Raw genomic sequence first — 15,763 nt, 5'->3', positions numbered from 1 at the left:
GGCATCGCAGACCGAATTCCGCCGGCTCGCATCGGCAGCGGCCCACCGGCGCCGCGTCCGCGATCAGGCCACGTTGGCCCTGACGACGACCAGGCTGACTTGTCGGATCAGCTCCTGCAGCGGACAGGGCTTGTGAATGGCATAGCCCTGCGCCGCGTCCACGCCGATCTCGCGCAAGCGCTGCAGCACCGCCTCGGTCTCGGCCCACTCCGCCACGGTGCGCTTGCCCTGCGAGCGGGCGACTTCGGTGATCGCGCGGACCACGGCGTAGTCGAGATCGTTGCGATCGATGTCGCGCACGAACAAGCCGTCGATCTTGAGGATGTCGACCGGCAGGTTTTTCAGATAAGCGAACGACGACAGCCCGCTGCCGAAGTCGTCCAGCGCCACCAGGCAACCGCGCGCGTGCACGGCGTCGATGAAGGCGTGGGCCTGGGAGAGCCGGTCGATGGATGCGGTTTCGGTCAGTTCGAAGCACAGCTTGCGGGCGACCTCGGGGTGCGCGTCCAGCAAGGCCTCGGCGCGCCGGCAGAAATCGCGCGACGCCGCCGACTGGCCGGACACGTTCACGTGGCACAGCTCCAGCTGGTCCAGATGCGCGCGATTTCGCGACAGCGCCTGCAAGGTCAGGCTCAGCACCTGCAGGTCGATCATGCTGGCCTGGCCATAACGCTCGGCCGCCGGCAGGAACGCGCCGGGATTGCACAGGTTGCCGTTGACGTCGCGCAGGCGGACCAGGATTTCGTATTGCAGCCCGCCGCCTCCCGCCGTGAGCGACGCGATGCGCTGCGCGTACAACTGCAGGCGATCCTCGGCGATCGCCGAGCGCGTCTGATCGACCCAGTGCATCTCGCGCCGGTGCTGGGTGACCTCGGTGTCGCTTTCGACATACACCTGAACGCTGTTGCGGCCGCCGTCCTTGGCGAGGTAGCAGGCGGTGTCGGCGGCGCGCAGCAGCCAGGCCACGCTGGGACTTTCGGCGTTGATCTCGACCAGCCCGATGCTCGCGGTCAAGGCGAAATGGTGGCCCTCCCACAGCAGGCAGGTGTCGGCCAGCACCTGATTGATGCGGCCGGCGAGCCGGGTCGCGGCCTCGACGGGCGTGTCGCGCAGCAGCACCGCGAACTCGTCGCCGCCCAGGCGGCCGATCCAGTCCTCGGGGCGCAGATGGCCGGGCAGCGTGTTCGCGATCAACCGCAGCACTTCGTCGCCGGCGGCGTGGCTGCAGGTGTCGTTGATCAGCTTGAACTGGTCCAGATCGAGGAAGCACAGGGTGTGGCGCCGGCCGTCGGCGTGCGCCTGGGTCAGCAATTCGTCCAGGCGATGCTCGATCTCGCGCCGGTTGATCAGGCCGGTCAATCCGTCGTGGCTGGCCTGGAAGGTCAGGATCTGGGCCAGGTCGCGCGCCTCGGACACGTCCTCGACGATGAGGAAGATCCGGCCGGTTCCGGCCTCGACCTGCACGTTCGACGGCGTGACCCGCCCCCAGAACTCGCTGCCGTCGGACCGCCGGACCCGGCGTTCGACCGGAGCCGTACCGTCCATCCAGGTATCGCCCACCGGGCCGGCATCGACCAGGTGGTCGCTGAAGCGCGTGCCCACCAGGTATTCGGCCGAATAGGACAGCATCGCCGCCAACTCTTCGTTCGCCGCCAACACCAGGCCTTCGCTGTTGAGCTTGGCCATGCCCACGCTGGCCTGTTGAAACGCCGCGCGGAACCGGCTTTCGGTGGCGCGGATGCGGCGCAGCGACGAGTGATAGGCGAGCACCGCCAACGCGGCGATGACGACGAACAGCACGCCGCTGACCAGCAGCAGCAGCGCGCGCACTTGCGCCACGCCCACCAGCAGGGTGTCGGCGAACTTGCGCTCCATCGGCTGCAGGATGCGGCCGATGCGATCCAGCTCCGCGCGCACCTGCGGCCCGGCGGCGGTCGCGCCCGGCTGGCGCCAATGCGCCTCCAGCTGATCGGCGATGGTCTGCAGCCGGAAGATGTGAGGCTCGGCCTCGCGCCAGATTGCGACCGCGTCGGCGAAGAACGGGGCCCGCGAGAAACCGCGGTACACCCAGATCAGGCGCGGGATATCCGCTTCGGCGTTGCGACCGGCGCGGAAGCCGCGTTCGGCCGCTTTCAGATCCACGGGGCGGCGCTCCAGCGCCCGGCGGCCCTCGCGATCGCCCATGGGCACTTCCAGCGCCTTGCGCGCCAGCGCCAACTCGCGCGGATCGCCGCGCAGGGAGTAGCGGTCGAGGTGGTAAACGATTTCCAGACGGGCCCGGGACCAATGGCCCTCGCCGACCAGGTAGGCGGTCGCGCCCGCCTGGATCTCGATGACCGCCGCGGAGATGGCCGTGGCCAGCCCCGCCGCGAACACCAGGGCGACGAAGCCCAGCCAGATGCGCCAGGGCGCCTGCTTGATGCCGGGCGTCGCGCACCAGGGTCCGTTCCGCACAGCAGCCACATCCCTGTACTGCATGGCCAGCCCCCCCGAGCGTGGCATGTGTACAGCAAATGTACGCCCTTGCCGGCGAATCTCAACTGTCCGGCGCGCGGCCCCGCCGACGCCGCAACCCGGCGCCGGCGCGGGGCCGGTCGCCGGGGCACAGCCCGCTCAGAGCGACATCGCGGACTCGATTTCCGCGGTCTTGATGCGCGCCAGCGCCAGGCTCGATTTGGCCTTGTCCAGCACCAGGTAGATGAAGATGCCCGAGCGCTCGGCCATGGGCCGGATCACGTGGTACTGCTTGCCCAAGGTGATCAGGATGTCCTCGATGTTGTCCTTGAGGCCCAGCGACTTCATGGTCTTGAGCTTGGCGCGCACGACCTCCGTGTTGCCCGCGCCGGCGACGTCCAGATCCACGCCGCCGCCGGCCTTGCCCAGCACCATGCCGCTGTTGGAATCCACCACAGCGGCGGCGGAAGCCCCGTCGATCAGCATCAGCTCTTCCAGGGATTGCGTCAGATTGCCCATGGCCCTACTCCTCGGTTTCGCACCGGAAACGGAACGGCCACGGACCCGATGCGACGTCCGCGGCCGGTATGCGGATCAAGTCAGCAGGCGTCGCCCCAGTGCGTGCGCGGTATCGCGCGCGGCGTACAGCACCGAGCCCAGACTGGCGGCGTCGCTGCACAGCACGCTCATCAGCAACTCGTGGCCCGACGCGGGGATGCGCAGGGTCACCACCGCGCCGCCGTCGGTTTCGACGATGACGTTGCGGCAACCGCTCATCTGCAGTTCCTGCGCCACCGCCTCGCTCAGCGCCAGCAGCGAGCTGACCATGGCGGCGAGCTTTTCGACCGCGATGCCGTCGCGCAGCACGGCGGCGACTTCGAAGCCGTCGCCGGTGACGACCGCCGCCGAATCCACGCCCAAGGTCTGGGTGACCAGCTCCTCCAGTACGTCGCGGCAGGGCAGGTACAGATCGTGCGCGCTCATGCGATGGCTCCCGTGGGCAGCGCCGCGCCCGCCTTGGCTTCGACCATCGCGATCAAGGCGCCCAGCATCGTCCGCACCTGCGCGGCGTTGCGGGCGTCGACGGAGAACAGCGGCAGGACCCGACCGAGCTGGGTCAGTCGCGCGTAGTAGGCGTCCATGGCCGGGCCGCGGCCGACGTCGCGACGGGTGATGCCGATCACCAGCGCGCCGCGCGTGCCCAAGGCCTCGAAGCTATGCAGATAGCGCTCGAGCTCGGACAGCGGGTCCGGTCCGTCGTTGTCGACCAGCAGCATCATTCCCAGCGCGCGCTTCTCGAGAATGCGCCACATGAAGTCGAAGCGATCCTGGCCGGGCACGCCGTACAGACGGACCTTGTCGCCGTCGCCCAGCGAGATCTCGCCGTAATCCAGCGCCACCGTGGTCGTGGCCTTGGCATTGCGCTGCGGATCGGTGTTGAGCGCTTCGGTGCGCACGACCGGTATTTCGCTGAGCGCGGAAATGGCCGTGGTCTTCCCGGCACCCATGGGGCCGGCCACCAGCACGATGTATTCGCGAGCCATCGATATCCCCTATTTCAGCCAGCGTCGCCACAGACGGTCGAACAGTCCGCCGGCCGCTTTGTCCTGCGCGGGCAGGATCGGCGCCGACTCGGCGACGGCGGTTTCCAGCACGCCGCACAACTGGCAGGCGTGCATGAAGTGATCGGCTTCGGTCTCGCTCATGCCGGTGGCCGCGGCCAGTTCGTGCGCATCCATCGCGCCCGCCGTCAGCGCCGCGCAGGCCTGCAAATGCCTGGGGTCGTGCGGCAGGCGCGCGAAATCCGGCCACTGGCGCAGGCGCTGGCGCTCATGCCGGGCCGCATGCTCGCGCGAAGCCAGCAGTCCGATCGGCCACAGCAACTCGTCCAGCGGCGAGCCGCGATCGCGCTCGGCCGCCAGTTCCGGCGAATCCGGCGCGATCGCGGTGAGCACGAAGCGCTTGCTCTCCAGCGCCTTGCCCAGTTGCGCCTGCTCGAAGTCCATGCAGTACATGCGGCTGCGCGTGCACAGGTACACCGTGCCGTGGCCCAGCACGCGGATGCGCAGGGTGTGTTCGACCGGGCGCACCAGCAGTCGCGCGAGCGATGAGGCCAGGGTCTTTTCGTCGTCGACGGCCTCGGCCGGCCCGGCGACGTGGCCCTGGACGGCGAGCTGCTCCTGCTGCAGGCGGTCGACGGCGCCATCCAGCAGCTCGAGCACCGCCATGACGCGGAACGGGACCGCCAGCGCCAGCGCTTCGGCCGGCGCGGCTTGCTCGTGTTCGCGCACCAGCAAGCCCGACACGCCGGCGCGCACGCCGGGCCGGCGCAGGGCGCGCGTGTGCAGGTACAGATCCGTGTCCGAGCCCTCGGCCCAGGTCCAGCCGCGCAGGGATTTGGAGGCGACCACCTTCAGGATCGCATCGAGCGTGGCGTGTTCGTCGGGTTCGAGACCGTCGACGAGCAGCCGTAGGGGCGCGACCTCGCGCGCGCACGCCGTGGCGTCGGCGCAACCGGGCGTCGGGTCGAACAGGGCGTCTGTATTCATCGGCGCGCACTCCCCTCGAATCGCGGATGCGATCGGCGGGTGCGGGGCCGAGTGGAACGGATGGTCTGCCGGTTCGAGGCAGTCGTTACGCCGGAGCGCGCTTGCGGGGCGTTCGGGCTGGGCTAGACGCTAGTCCCGATCGCGACCGCGTGTCAATTCACGAAAATGCGCCGGACGTCACGAATCGGAGCGGTCGCCATTCAACGCCGAGGCCGCCAATGCGTCGACCGCGAAGACGATGCCCTCGGCCAGGTCGGTCATTTTCCGCCGCTGCGAACGCGCCGTGTCGCGCAGGCGCAGTTCCGCTTCGCTGCGCGACAGCCGGTGGCGCTCCATCAGGATGCCGATCGCGACGCTGATGCCGCGCTGCTGGTCCAGCGCCTGTTCCAACTGGCGTCCGGTGCTGCGCAAGCGGCTCAGATCGGCCGCGCGCTTCAAGGCCGCTTCCACCGCGGGCATGATCTGGGGGATGTCGATGGGCTTGACCAGAAAGCCCACCGCGCCCAGTTCGGTGGCCTCGTCGACCGTGGCGTCGTCGCCATAGGCGGAGAGGAACATGAAAGGAATGCCATCGCGCGCCTGCAATTCGCGCGCGAGTTCGAAGCCGCCGCGCTCGCCCATGCGAATGTCCAGCAAGGCCAGATCCGGCCGCCAGTCGTCGAGCAGCGCGACCGCTTCGTCCACCGACTGCGCCGATTCGACCTGATATCCGGCGGCCTGCAGGCCGCGGCAGACGGTCGCGAGCACCAGGCGATCGTCGTCCACCACCAGCAGACGGTGCGTGCGGTTCATGCGATGGCCTCTTGATCTTTCGTGCTCTCGCTGAGCACGTCGGGCGCGTGCAGCGCGAGGGTGGCCACGACGCGACGGCCTTCCTCGGCCAGACCGATGCTGGCGCCGCGCCGCGGCAACAGCGAGCGGATCAGACCCAATCCGTTGCCCAGACTCACGCCGGCCGTGAAGTCGAAGTTCGCGGGCAGGAAGCCCGGATTGCTGACCAGGATCTGCGCCCGCTGCGCATGCGCGATCGCGTCGATGGCGACGATGCCGTTCACGCCGGAGCGCGACCGATGCTTCGCCGCGTTCATGATCAGCTCGTTCAGCACCATCGCCACCGGCACGGACTCCTCTTCGTTGACGCTGAATCTTTCCAGCACCGCGCACCGCTCCGATACCGTGATCGGTACGTGCATGATGCCGGAAACGGACGCGGCCACCCTCACCATCAGCATGCGCAGATTGATCTGACCGTCCTTGGCCTCGCCGTGCAGGCCATGCACCGCCGCGATCGCCGATACCTGCGCCGAGGCGGCTTCGAGCAGGGGCTTCAGCAGCGGCTTGTCGGACAGATGCTGGCGCAGCAGGCCGGTCACGCCTTGCAGGCTGTTCTTGATGCGATGGTGCACCTCGCGCACCAGGGCGTCGCGTTGCGCGCGCGCGACCTCCGCCGAGTGCGCATTGGCCGCGCTGGACACGGCGTCCTCGATGGCGGCCACGATCAGGCCATCGCCGCCGCCGGCGAACGAGACGATGGCGTCCACCGTGGCGCCGTTGGCGCGTCGCAATTCCAGGCGCATGGCGGGCCGCGCGCCTTCCAGTCCGGCGGCCGCCTGGTGCAGCGCATCCAGGCCCGCGGGCAGCGGTTGGCCCAGCATCCGCGTGGCATCGACCTCGAACAGGCGTTGCGCGCCGGCACTCCACAGCACGATGCCACCGCGCGGCTCCCAAGCGACGAATGCGACCGGCGTATGCGAGGACAGCGCGTCCAGCGCCGCGATCAGGCGCCGCGACGCGTCGCGACGCGCGTGGCGTCGTGCCGCATGCCAGGTCGCCAACGGCAGCAGCGCACACGCGAGGATCAGCAGCAGCGCAAGAGAATTCATGCCAGCTAAGCGACCGGTGATGAGCACTGCCTGGCGGCGCCCGCCTTATCGCATCCCGGCGAGGCCGCAGCCCTTTCCTACCCCTGCATCGGCCGGGTATCGCGTACCCGCCGTCCTCGGCAAAGGTACCGGTGCCGACCAGCGCCAGCAACACGGCCGCAAGCCGCGGGCGCGAACTACTGCGCAATAAGACGCAAGGAGAACCCGGACGCGGGTTCTCCTTGCCACTGCCCGGCGAGGCGAGTGTCGGGATGCGCACCGACAAGAGCGACCTCGCGGCGCCACGCGACACGCAAGGCCGCGCCTGCGTCACGCCTGGATCAGCGCGCGGCGCGAGCCGCGTCGGCGATCACCTCGGCCACCGCTTCCGGATCCGACGACATCGGCACATGGCTGGTCTGCAGTACGGTGGTCTTGGCCTTGAGCTTCTTCGCCAGCGCACGCTGCGCGCCCGGATCGATCATGCGGTCCTGGGCGGCGACGATGTACCAGGAGGGCTTGGCGGTCCACGCGGCGGCGGTGACCTTCTGTTCGAAGTTGGCGGCGCGCACCGGGCCTTGGGTGGCCGCGATCAGGTTGGCTTCCTGCGCGCTGACGTCCTGGGCGAAGTCCTGGGCGACGGCATCGGCCGGCAGGGTCAGGTAGCCGTCGGCATCGGCTATCACGCGGGCCAGGCCGGGGCTGGCCGGGAAGGCCTTGGTGCCCTCGCCCGAGCTTTCGCCCAGCGAAGGCGCGAACGAGGCGACGTAGACCAGCGACTTGACCTTGTCGTGAGCGCCGGCCTGGGTGATCACGGTGCCGGCCCAGGAGTGGCCGACCAGCACGACCGGGCCGGTCTGGGCATTGATGACGCGGTTGGTGGCGGCGACGTCGTCTTCCAGCGAGGTCAGCGGGTTCTGCACCGCGACCGCCTTGAGGCCCTTGGCCTGCAGCAGCGGGATCACCTTGTTCCAGGACGAACCGTCGGCGAAGGCGCCGTGGACCAGGACCACGGTGGTGGCGTCCTTGGCGGGGGCCGGAGCGGCCGCTTCGGCGGCCGAGGCGGTGGAGATCGCCGCCGACAGGGCCAGGGAGAGCAGCAGGACGGCGGAAGCACGGGGGCGCGAGGTGTTCATGGGTCTACTCCTGGAGGGCTGAGGGATGAATATCGCGATATCATTTATCGCGATAACAATCAGACTACACGAGCCCGAAAAACTGTCAAGATATTTTTTATCGTGATAAGCTTATTTCAGCTAAGTGATTGACTGAACAGGCTTCGAGGGCACCTACCATGGCCAGCAAGACCCCGTTTACGCTGGACGAGCAGCTGTGTTTCGCGCTGTACGGCGCCGGCATCGCGATCAATCGCGCCTACAAACCGCTGCTGGACGCGCTGGGGCTGACCTACCCGCAGTACCTGGTGCTGAGTGCGCTGTGGGAACACGACGGGCTCACCGTCGGCGCGATCGGCACGCGCTTGGCGCTGGAGCCCAGCACCATCACCCCGCTGGTCAAGCGCCTGGAGCTGGCCGGCCTGGTCGAGCGCCAGCGCAGCGCGCAGGACGAACGCCAGGTGCATGTGCGCCTGACCACCGCCGGGCGCGAGCTGCGCGCGCGCACCCGCTGCCTGGCCGAGACCCTGGGCGAACGTTCGGGCATGAGCGCGCAGGAGTTGGGCGCGCTGAACAAGCAGGTGCAGCGCCTGCGCGATGCGTTGGCCCTGCCCTTGGAATGAGCGGCGAGGACGTCGCCGCCACCCTTGCGTCCGCGCCTCAGTCGCCGAGTGTGAGGCTCAGCATCAACCGGCGCTCGGGCTCTTAGGCCTGAATGCCGCGGGTGCCGGCGATCCACGCATATTCGTCGCCGACCTTGTAGACGCGCAGGCGCAGCGCGGCCGGCGTGCCGCGCCAGTCGAACCGGTAGCGCGCACCAATACGCAGCAGCGCATAGCCCGGCGTCTGGTAGCGATTGAGCGCGTCGGTCCGGCGCGCGCCACAGTAGTTGGCGTCGGCATCCACCGACAATCCGCGCACGCGCGCCGTCGTCGACCCAGTATCGCGCCTCAAAGCGCGCTGAGCATCACGTAGTAGCCGTCGGGATCGCGCAAGGCGAACTCCTCGGTGCCGGTGTTCGGATTCACGCCGGGCTCCTCTTCCAGCGCCGCGACCAGCGCGCGCGCGCGCGGCAGCGCCGCGGCGAAGTCGTCGACGCGGAAGAACAGCAGCAAGCCGTTGCCGGGTTCGGCGCGGTCGCGACTGGCCAGGGTCGGATGCTCGTGCGCGCCCCATTCGTGCAAGCACAGCAGCACGGTGCCGTCGGTATCCAGGATCTGTCCGAAGTAGCGATGCGCGGGCTCGGTCGCCGGCAGGCCCAGCAGCGACTGGTACCACTTGTAGCTGGCGGCGACGTCGCTGACGCCGATGATGGTCCAGGTGCGTTTCATGCGGTCCTCCTCGTTCCGGCGGTGAGTCGATAAGTCGCCGGAGGCAATGCGCCGACGACGCCATGGCCACGCCTTTATGCGGCGCGATATCCGAACCTGCGATGCAGCGAATCTCGCCAGTCCAGCAGATCGGCGAATTCCGTCGCCAGCGCGGCGTCGTGCCAGCACTCGCGTTGGACCGGGCCCAAGGCCGCGGGCCCGGACGTGGGCCGCACCGCCTCCAGCAGCACCGACATGCTGATGTCCGCGTAGCTGAAACGCTCCAGCAGATAGCCCGTATCCGCGCGCGCCAGCCCCGCCCGCAGCGCGAGCAGCGCCTCGCGGTGCGCATGCGGCCGCAGCAGATGCGCGTACTTGCGGTCCAGACGCCGCGCGACCTGGCGCGCGACCGGCCTGAGCAGCGCGCGGCTGCGGCCGCGCAGCAGCGGCACCGACTCGTCCAGGGCGCGGTCGTCGGCGAGCACCGCGCGCACCACTCGCGTTCGTGCGGCGGCCAGGCCGCGTTCGCTGATCTCGTCCCAGGGCCGCGCCTCGGCGAGCGCGCCCAGACGCGCGTCGCCCGCGCATTGCGCCGCGTATTCGGCGATGCCCCAGGAGCCGCGGATCGCCTGCGCGCGCCTCAACAGCACCGGCACCGACACCGGCTGGCGCCACTGACGCAGACGCCAGCGCAGCCAGGGCTCGCTCAGGCCGGGTGTGTATTCGCGATAGGCGTAGTCGACGCCGCAGCGGTCCAGCGCCCAGCGCGCCTTGAGGGTCCATGGAGAGAATGCCTCGCCTACCAGCAGCGCCATGTCGTCCACCTGGAGTCGTCCTGTCCCCGCTCGCGATCGCAGCCTGGGCCGCGTCGGCCCGACCCGCGCGCAGTATGCGCCTTGTCTTGCGGGCACGATCGTCGCATCCTGCCGCGGTGAAGACATCGCCGCCGACCGCCGCCGAACTCGCCATCCTGCGCATCCTGTGGCGGGACGGGCCGGCGACGGTGAAGCAGGTGCACGAAGCGGTGTACGCGGGCACCGACACCGGCTACACCAGCGCCCTGAAGATCCTGCAGAACATGCTGGCCAAAGGCCTGGTCTCGCGCGCCACCGACGCGCGCCAACACGTCTACAAGGCCGCGGTGTCCGAGCGCCCCACCCTCAACCGGCTGGTGCGCGGCTGGATGGACAGCGCGTTTTCCGGCTCCTCGCTGGCCCTGGCCATGCAGGCCCTGGACGCGCGCCCGATCGATCAGCAGGAGCTGGCCGAACTCAAGGCCGTGATCAAGCGGCTGGAAGCCGGTTCCGACTGAGCATGGACGCCGCGACGCTGGCGTATGTGTTCGAACTGCTGGCGTTCGCGGTGGGCGCGACGCTGCTGCAGGGTTCGTTGCTCTGGCTGTCGTGGCGCGGAGCCAGCCGGCTGATTCCTGCCGCGCGGCCCGGCCTGCGCTATCGCCTCGCGGCCCTGCATTTCGCGCTGCTGGCCGCCTTGCCCGTGCTCGCGATCGCATCGTTGCATCTGTGGTTCGCGACCATGGGCGGCGAGATCTCGCGCGAGAAGCCGGCGCTGGAGCTGCCGCCGCCGACGGTGAACGCGGCCTACCTCGGCCTGCTCGCGTCCGTCGCGGTGGCCTGGTGGTTCGGCGCCGGCGCGCATGCGCTCAAGCTGTGCGGCGAGGTCGCGCGCTTGGCGGCCACGCCACTGCAGGCGGCGCCGGCCGCGTTGCTCGCCGCCGTCGATCGCCTGCAGGCCGGCAGCGGCATGCGCGGTCGGGTCGAGCCGCGCATCGCCGCGGTCGCCGGCCCGCAAGTGGTCGGATACCGACGCGCGATCCTGATGGTGCCCGCGGACTTCATGGGCCGCCTGCCGGCGGCGCAGCGCGACGCCGTCCTGCTGCACGAGCTGGCGCATGCGCGCCGGCAGGATTTCGCATGGAACCTGCTGCAGCGGCTGGGCCTGGCGCTGGTGTGGTTTCATCCCGCGGCCTGGGCGCTGTACCGCGGCCTCGCCTTCGAGCGCGAGGCCGCCTGTGACGCGATGGCGGTGGCTCAGGGCGCGGCGCCGAAGACGCTCGCGCAAGGGCTGTTGCGGCTGGCCGAAACGCGCGACATGGGCACGGTCGCGATGGCGTCCTCCGGCGGCGCCGCGCTCAGCCGGCGCCTGCATCGGCTGCTGTCTCCCGAGCCCGCGCCGTCCTTGCTCGGTCGCGTCGCCATCGCCGGCGCCGTGCTGGGCGTGCTCGGCGCGGCGCTGGCCCTGGCCGCGCCCGGCCTCAACGCCGCGCGCATGCAGGACCGCTATATCGCCAGCGGCTTCGGCCCCACGGTGGTGGTCAACGCGCGCGATCCGGCCGGCAGCTTCGCTTTGCGCATCCGCCAAGGCCGGGTGGTGCAGGCCTCGATCGAACGCCAATCGGTGCCCAGCGAACGCATCCTGCAGCGCGGCGACAGCGTCGTCCTGCTGGGCTCGAACCGGCGCCCGGCGGTGTCCCTGCGGGTGTTCCCGAACGGGCGCATCCGCTGGAACGCGCGCGGCTAGCCACCCGCACCGGCCTGATATACGATGCGCGTCGTAGATAAGTACGACAACCATCGTAGAGGGATCGCATGGACCTGCTCTCCGGCCTGACCCGTTCCGCCCTGGCCGCCGGCCTGGCCGCCTTGCTGCTGCCGTCGCCCGCCGCCGCCGCGCCCGATCCGGCCGACGCGGCCCGCGTGTTCGCCGAAGCGCAGGCCCTGTGCGAGCGCGACGACGGCGCGCTGTGGGGGACGTCCTTGTGCGGCCCGATCCTGTTGGTCGACTACACCGATCGCGCGGTGGTGAGCAACGTCGCCGACAAGGAAGGCCGATTGGTCGCGGCCGGCAGCGTGTTCACCGGCACCCTGCCCGAGAGCGTGATCATCGCCAACACGCCCACCGAGTGGGCGGGCGTGCGCTGGACCCAGCTGCTGTGGCCCTTGCCGACCGAGGCGAACAAACGCCAGGTGCTGATCGCGCACGAGCTGTTCCATCGCGTCCAGCCGCAGCTCGGCCTCACGCGCAACGAGATCGGCAACCAGCACCTGGACTCGCTGGAAGGCCGTTATCTGTTGCAGCTGGAATGGCGCGCATTGGCGCGGGCCCTGAAGGCGCCGACGCCCGCGCTGCGCCAGGCGGCCATGAGCGACGCGATGCTGTTCCGGCACGAGCGCTATCGCCTGTTCCCGCAGGCCGCGACGGAAGAGGGCCTGCTCGAGATCAACGAAGGCGTGCCCGAATACACCGGCGTCCAGGTCGGCCTCCGCGATCCCGCGGCGCGCATCGCCCACGCCGAGTACGACTTGTCCGCGTTCGTGCAGGCGCCCAGCTTCGTGCGCTCGTTCGCCTATGCCACCGGCCCCGCCTACGGCCTGCTGCTGGACGAGGCCGACCCGGCCTGGCGCGGCAAGCTCGGTTCCGGACAGCGGCTCGATCAGCTGCTGAGCCTGGCGCTGCGCTTGCCCGATCCGGACCCGTCGACGCTCAAGACGCGCGCCGCGCAATACGACGACGACGGCGCCCTGCGAGCGGCGGAGGAAGCGCGCGACCGCCACAAGCGCCAGCAGGCGGCGGAACTGAAAGCGCGCCTGGTGGACGGCGCGGTGCTGGTCATTCCGCTGAAGAAGACCAATCGCCAGTTCAATCCGCAGACCCTGATCCCGCTGGGCGAGTTGGGCATGGTCTATCCGACCCTGCGCCTGACCGGCGAATGGGGCGCATTGGAAGTCGAAAGCGGCGGCGCGCTGCTGACCGGCGCGCAGGCGACGGTGTCCGCGCAAGGCGTGGAGCCGTCGGGAATCCAGGGCGCGGGCTGGCGGCTGGAGCTCAAGCCGGGCTGGTCCGTGCGGGCGGGCGCGCGCGCCGGCGATCTGATCGTGGTGCAAGCGCCGCAGGACGCCGCCGGCAAGCCATAAATCGGCGCGGGGATGGCGCGACGGGATTTTGCGCTAGGCCGCCGGCGTGGCCTCGGCCGCGCGCCGCGCCGCGCGCCGGCCGTAGATCACCACGGCCGCGGCCGGCAGATACATCATCATGCCGTACATCAACGCCGGCACCGCGATCTGCTCGGACTTCATCAGGCTCAGCGCCAGCAAGGCCGCCAGGGTCGCGTTCTGCACGCCGACCTCGATGCCGATGGTCAGCGCATCGGGCAGGTTCAGACGCAGCAAGCGGCCCAGGGCCACGCCGCCGGCGGTGGCGCCGCAGGCCAGCGCGAACGCGGGCAGGCCGACGCCGCGCAGCAGGGTCGGCAGGTTCGCCCACTGTTGAACGATCAGCGCGACGATGATCGCGAACAGCACCAGCAACGCGAACGCGCCGGTCCACTTCTCGATCCGCAGCGCGAACGCCGGCGCGAAGCGGCGCACGCTCATGCCGATCAAAATCGGCACCAGCACCAGGGCGGCCAGATGCAGCGCGGTGCTGCGGAACGGCACCTGCAGATCGGCGCGCGCGCCGGCGAACCAGTGCAGGGCCAGATTGACCAGCAGCGGCACGCTCAGGAAGGTCACCAGGCCGCTGATCACGGTCAGGCTGACCGCCAGCGCCACGTTGCCGCGCGCCAGATAGGTGAGCGCGTTCGAGGAGGAACCGCTGGGGCAGGCTGCGACCAGAACCAGGCCGACCGCGAATTCGGGCGGCAGCGCGAACGCCCAGGCGATGAAGAAGCCCAGCGCGGGCAGCCACAGATAGTGACCGAGCACGCCGACCAGCACCGGCTTGGGCCGTTCGCCTATGCGCAGGAAATCCGCGAGCGTCAGCGACATGCCGATGCCGGTCATGATCAGCGCGATCGCGATCGGCAGCAGCACCTGCAACAAACGGCTGTCTTCCATGCCTGCTCACCCGTGGGCTAGAGATTGGGAACGACCTAGTCCCCGATTGACGCCCGAACCGAGCGCAAGGTCAACTGTCGTAGCCCGGGTTGACGCGCTGCAGGCGCCTCAACAGGCCCGGCCACACCAGCGCGCCGCCCAATCCGCGCGTGACCTGCATGGCCTGGGCCTGCATGCCGTCGACGATGGGCTGCGGCACCAGGGTGAGCGCGCGATCACCGGCCAGCGCGCGCACCTGGATCATGCAGGCCGCCTCGAAGACGTACAGCGCCAGAAAGGCATCGGCGACGCTGCGCGCGGCGGTCAGCAGGCCGTGATTGCGCAACATCAAAAAGGTCTTGTCGCCCAGGTCGCGCACCAGCCGCGGTTTTTCGTCCTCGTTGAGGGCCAGGCCTTCGTAGTCGTGATAGGCCAGCGACGACAGCACCAGGGTCGATTGCTGCGACAAGGGCAATAGCCCCTGCTGCTGCGCCGAGACCGCGATGCCGTTGATCGAGTGGATGTGCATCACGCACTGCGCATCCTCGCGCGCGGCGTGCACGCAGCTGTGGATGATGAAGCCGGCCGGATTGACCGGGTGCGGCGAGTCGTCGAGCTTGTTGCCGTGCAGGTCGATCTTGACCAGGGACGAGGCGGTGATCTCCTCGAACATGTGGCCGTAGGGATTGATCAGGAAATGGTGCTCCGGCCCCGGGATGCGCGCGCTCAGATGAGTGAACACCAGATCGTCCCAGCCGAACAGGGCGACCAGCCGATAGGCGGCGGCCAGATCGACGCGCAGGGCCCATTCTTGCGCCGAATATCCGGCACTCGCAGCGTGCGGTTTTGCGTTCATGACCGTCTCCGACCCGATGCGCAGCACGCTAGCAGCGACGGTGGACGGATACCGTCGGATTGCCGACACTCTGGCCATGCCCTTGTCGAACGCGAACGCCGACCCGTGGTTGCGCGACCTGCCGCCGGAGGTGACGGCCCTGCTGGCCAGCATGTCGTTGCGCAAGCGCCTGCGCCACGGCGAACTGCTGTACGCGCGCGGCGCCGAGGCCGACGGCCTGTACGGCGTGGTCAGCGGACGGATCCGGATCAGCCTGACCCATGCCGACGGCCGCGAGGTGCTGCTGACCTGGTTCGAACCGGGCAGCTGGTTCGGCGAGGTGTCGATGTTCGACGCCAGCCCGCGCCCGCAGGACGCGCACGCAGTCGGCGACACCGAGGTGATGCTGCTGCCGCGCGCGAAGTTCATGGCCTTGCTGGACCAGCACCACGAACTCTACCGCGCCTTCGCCAAACTGCTGTGCCGGCGCCTGCGCATGTCGCTGGATTTCGTCGAGGACATGATGACGCTGCCGCTGTCGGCGCGACTGGCCAAGCGGTTGCTGGAGCTGGCCGGCGTGTACGGCAGCGCCGGCCAGGGCGCGGGCGTGGCGATCGACCTGCACCTGCCGCAGGAGGATCTGGCGCGCATGATAGGCGCGAGCCGCCAGAGCGTGAGCAAGGAGCTCAACGTCTGGGAGGCGCGCGGCCTGATCCGGGTCGAGTACAGCCGCATCACGTTGTTGGACAGCGAACGCGTGCGCGCGCTGACGGCCGGATCGAAGACCTGACCCCGGTACGCGG

General features: G+C 69.6%; 18 protein-coding genes. 5 read left to right on the top strand and 13 right to left on the bottom strand.

The window, feature by feature from the left end:
- Positions 1 to 63: 63 nt before the first annotated feature.
- From BMZ45_RS16705 to BMZ45_RS16670, 8 genes are all read right to left on the bottom strand, one after another.
- On the bottom strand, positions 64 to 2,454 hold the full coding sequence (locus BMZ45_RS16705) for a putative bifunctional diguanylate cyclase/phosphodiesterase (RefSeq protein WP_175489120.1): 2,391 nt from the start codon (positions 2,452 to 2,454) through the stop codon (positions 64 to 66).
- 159 nt (positions 2,455 to 2,613) lie between these two features.
- Positions 2,614 to 2,973, bottom strand: coding sequence for a hypothetical protein (locus tag BMZ45_RS16700; protein WP_091637645.1), 360 nt, complete (start codon positions 2,971 to 2,973; stop codon positions 2,614 to 2,616).
- A gap of 75 nt (positions 2,974 to 3,048) precedes the next feature.
- Positions 3,049 to 3,438 (bottom strand): roadblock/LC7 domain-containing protein, encoded by a 390-nt coding sequence (locus BMZ45_RS16695; protein ID WP_091637644.1) that lies wholly within the window; start codon positions 3,436 to 3,438, stop codon positions 3,049 to 3,051.
- Positions 3,435 to 3,998 (bottom strand): GTP-binding protein, encoded by a 564-nt coding sequence (locus tag BMZ45_RS16690; RefSeq protein WP_091637643.1) that lies wholly within the window; start codon positions 3,996 to 3,998, stop codon positions 3,435 to 3,437. Before BMZ45_RS16690 ends, BMZ45_RS16695 begins: the two co-directional genes overlap by 4 nt.
- A 9-nt stretch (positions 3,999 to 4,007) precedes the next feature.
- Entirely contained in the window at positions 4,008 to 5,003 is a 996-nt protein-coding gene (locus tag BMZ45_RS16685; protein ID WP_091637642.1) for a hypothetical protein, read from the bottom strand.
- Positions 5,004 to 5,180: 177 nt separating this feature from the next.
- On the bottom strand, positions 5,181 to 5,795 hold the full coding sequence (locus BMZ45_RS16680; protein WP_091637641.1) for an ANTAR domain-containing response regulator: 615 nt from the start codon (positions 5,793 to 5,795) through the stop codon (positions 5,181 to 5,183).
- Positions 5,792 to 6,886, bottom strand: a complete 1,095-nt coding sequence (locus BMZ45_RS16675; protein ID WP_091637640.1) for a sensor histidine kinase — start codon at positions 6,884 to 6,886, stop codon at positions 5,792 to 5,794. Before BMZ45_RS16675 ends, BMZ45_RS16680 begins: the two co-directional genes overlap by 4 nt.
- 320 nt (positions 6,887 to 7,206) lie before the next feature.
- Positions 7,207 to 8,001 (bottom strand): alpha/beta fold hydrolase, encoded by a 795-nt coding sequence (locus BMZ45_RS16670; RefSeq protein ID WP_175489119.1) that lies wholly within the window; start codon positions 7,999 to 8,001, stop codon positions 7,207 to 7,209.
- Between the two features lie 158 nt (positions 8,002 to 8,159).
- On the opposite strand from BMZ45_RS16670, the gene BMZ45_RS16665 reads away from it, so the two are divergent.
- Positions 8,160 to 8,603 (top strand): MarR family winged helix-turn-helix transcriptional regulator, encoded by a 444-nt coding sequence (locus BMZ45_RS16665; protein ID WP_091637639.1) that lies wholly within the window; start codon positions 8,160 to 8,162, stop codon positions 8,601 to 8,603.
- An 82-nt stretch (positions 8,604 to 8,685) separates the two neighbouring features.
- Here BMZ45_RS16665 and BMZ45_RS16660 read toward each other — a convergent pair whose 3' ends face one another.
- The 3 genes from BMZ45_RS16660 to BMZ45_RS16650 form a co-directional block, all read right to left on the bottom strand.
- On the bottom strand, positions 8,686 to 8,886 hold the full coding sequence (locus BMZ45_RS16660; protein ID WP_139215543.1) for a hypothetical protein: 201 nt from the start codon (positions 8,884 to 8,886) through the stop codon (positions 8,686 to 8,688).
- A gap of 44 nt (positions 8,887 to 8,930) precedes the next feature.
- Positions 8,931 to 9,311, bottom strand: a complete 381-nt coding sequence (locus tag BMZ45_RS16655; protein ID WP_091637637.1) for a VOC family protein — start codon at positions 9,309 to 9,311, stop codon at positions 8,931 to 8,933.
- Between the two features lie 74 nt (positions 9,312 to 9,385).
- Positions 9,386 to 10,105, bottom strand: coding sequence for a glutathione S-transferase N-terminal domain-containing protein (locus BMZ45_RS16650; RefSeq protein WP_091637636.1), 720 nt, complete (start codon positions 10,103 to 10,105; stop codon positions 9,386 to 9,388).
- Between the two features lie 116 nt (positions 10,106 to 10,221).
- On the opposite strand from BMZ45_RS16650, the gene BMZ45_RS16645 reads away from it, so the two are divergent.
- The 3 genes from BMZ45_RS16645 (at position 10,222) to BMZ45_RS16635 (ending at position 13,225) form a co-directional block, all read left to right on the top strand.
- Complete coding sequence (locus BMZ45_RS16645; protein WP_217643225.1) at positions 10,222 to 10,602, top strand: BlaI/MecI/CopY family transcriptional regulator; 381 nt, start codon at positions 10,222 to 10,224, stop codon at positions 10,600 to 10,602.
- Between the two features lie 2 nt (positions 10,603 to 10,604).
- Positions 10,605 to 11,831: a M56 family metallopeptidase gene (locus BMZ45_RS16640; RefSeq protein WP_091637634.1), complete on the top strand. Its 1,227-nt coding sequence runs from the start codon at positions 10,605 to 10,607 to the stop codon at positions 11,829 to 11,831.
- A gap of 68 nt (positions 11,832 to 11,899) precedes the next feature.
- Positions 11,900 to 13,225 (top strand): hypothetical protein, encoded by a 1,326-nt coding sequence (locus BMZ45_RS16635; RefSeq protein WP_254776671.1) that lies wholly within the window; start codon positions 11,900 to 11,902, stop codon positions 13,223 to 13,225.
- A gap of 33 nt (positions 13,226 to 13,258) precedes the next feature.
- On the opposite strand, the gene BMZ45_RS16630 is transcribed toward BMZ45_RS16635, so the two are convergent.
- On the bottom strand, positions 13,259 to 14,146 hold the full coding sequence (locus BMZ45_RS16630; protein ID WP_091637633.1) for a bile acid:sodium symporter family protein: 888 nt from the start codon (positions 14,144 to 14,146) through the stop codon (positions 13,259 to 13,261).
- 70 nt (positions 14,147 to 14,216) lie between these two features.
- Positions 14,217 to 14,981, bottom strand: a complete 765-nt coding sequence (locus BMZ45_RS16625) for a class II aldolase/adducin family protein (protein WP_091637632.1) — start codon at positions 14,979 to 14,981, stop codon at positions 14,217 to 14,219.
- Here BMZ45_RS16625 and BMZ45_RS16620 point away from each other — a divergent pair.
- A complete protein-coding gene (locus tag BMZ45_RS16620; RefSeq protein WP_091637631.1) occupies positions 14,980 to 15,750 on the top strand; it encodes a Crp/Fnr family transcriptional regulator in 771 nt (256 codons plus the stop codon). The genes BMZ45_RS16625 and BMZ45_RS16620 overlap by 2 nt on opposite strands.
- The last annotated feature ends 13 nt before the right edge of the window (positions 15,751 to 15,763 follow it).

This window comes from Lysobacter sp. cf310, from assembly GCF_900114355.1.
Lineage (GTDB): Bacteria > Pseudomonadota > Gammaproteobacteria > Xanthomonadales > Xanthomonadaceae > Lysobacter.
This window is presented reverse-complemented; position numbering and strand designations above follow the sequence as displayed.

Bases quoted from the DNA above. Each gene is read 5' to 3' on its own strand.
- BMZ45_RS16640 (WP_091637634.1), top strand. From the start codon at position 10,605: ATGGACGCCGCGACGCTGGCGTATGTGTTCGAACTGCTGGCGTTCGCG.
- BMZ45_RS16685 (WP_091637642.1), bottom strand. From the start codon at position 5,003: ATGAATACAGACGCCCTGTTCGACCCGACGCCCGGTTGCGCCGACGCC.
- BMZ45_RS16670 (WP_175489119.1), bottom strand. From the start codon at position 8,001: ATGAACACCTCGCGCCCCCGTGCTTCCGCCGTCCTGCTGCTCTCCCTG.
- BMZ45_RS16700 (WP_091637645.1), bottom strand. From the start codon at position 2,973: ATGGGCAATCTGACGCAATCCCTGGAAGAGCTGATGCTGATCGACGGG.
- BMZ45_RS16655 (WP_091637637.1), bottom strand. From the start codon at position 9,311: ATGAAACGCACCTGGACCATCATCGGCGTCAGCGACGTCGCCGCCAGC.
- BMZ45_RS16625 (WP_091637632.1), bottom strand. From the start codon at position 14,981: ATGAACGCAAAACCGCACGCTGCGAGTGCCGGATATTCGGCGCAAGAA.
- BMZ45_RS16690 (WP_091637643.1), bottom strand. From the start codon at position 3,998: ATGGCTCGCGAATACATCGTGCTGGTGGCCGGCCCCATGGGTGCCGGG.
- BMZ45_RS16650 (WP_091637636.1), bottom strand. From the start codon at position 10,105: ATGGCGCTGCTGGTAGGCGAGGCATTCTCTCCATGGACCCTCAAGGCG.
- BMZ45_RS16665 (WP_091637639.1), top strand. From the start codon at position 8,160: ATGGCCAGCAAGACCCCGTTTACGCTGGACGAGCAGCTGTGTTTCGCG.
- BMZ45_RS16630 (WP_091637633.1), bottom strand. From the start codon at position 14,146: ATGGAAGACAGCCGTTTGTTGCAGGTGCTGCTGCCGATCGCGATCGCG.
- BMZ45_RS16620 (WP_091637631.1), top strand. From the start codon at position 14,980: ATGACCGTCTCCGACCCGATGCGCAGCACGCTAGCAGCGACGGTGGAC.
- BMZ45_RS16680 (WP_091637641.1), bottom strand. From the start codon at position 5,795: ATGAACCGCACGCACCGTCTGCTGGTGGTGGACGACGATCGCCTGGTG.
- BMZ45_RS16675 (WP_091637640.1), bottom strand. From the start codon at position 6,886: ATGAATTCTCTTGCGCTGCTGCTGATCCTCGCGTGTGCGCTGCTGCCG.
- BMZ45_RS16635 (WP_254776671.1), top strand. From the start codon at position 11,900: ATGGACCTGCTCTCCGGCCTGACCCGTTCCGCCCTGGCCGCCGGCCTG.
- BMZ45_RS16695 (WP_091637644.1), bottom strand. From the start codon at position 3,438: ATGAGCGCGCACGATCTGTACCTGCCCTGCCGCGACGTACTGGAGGAG.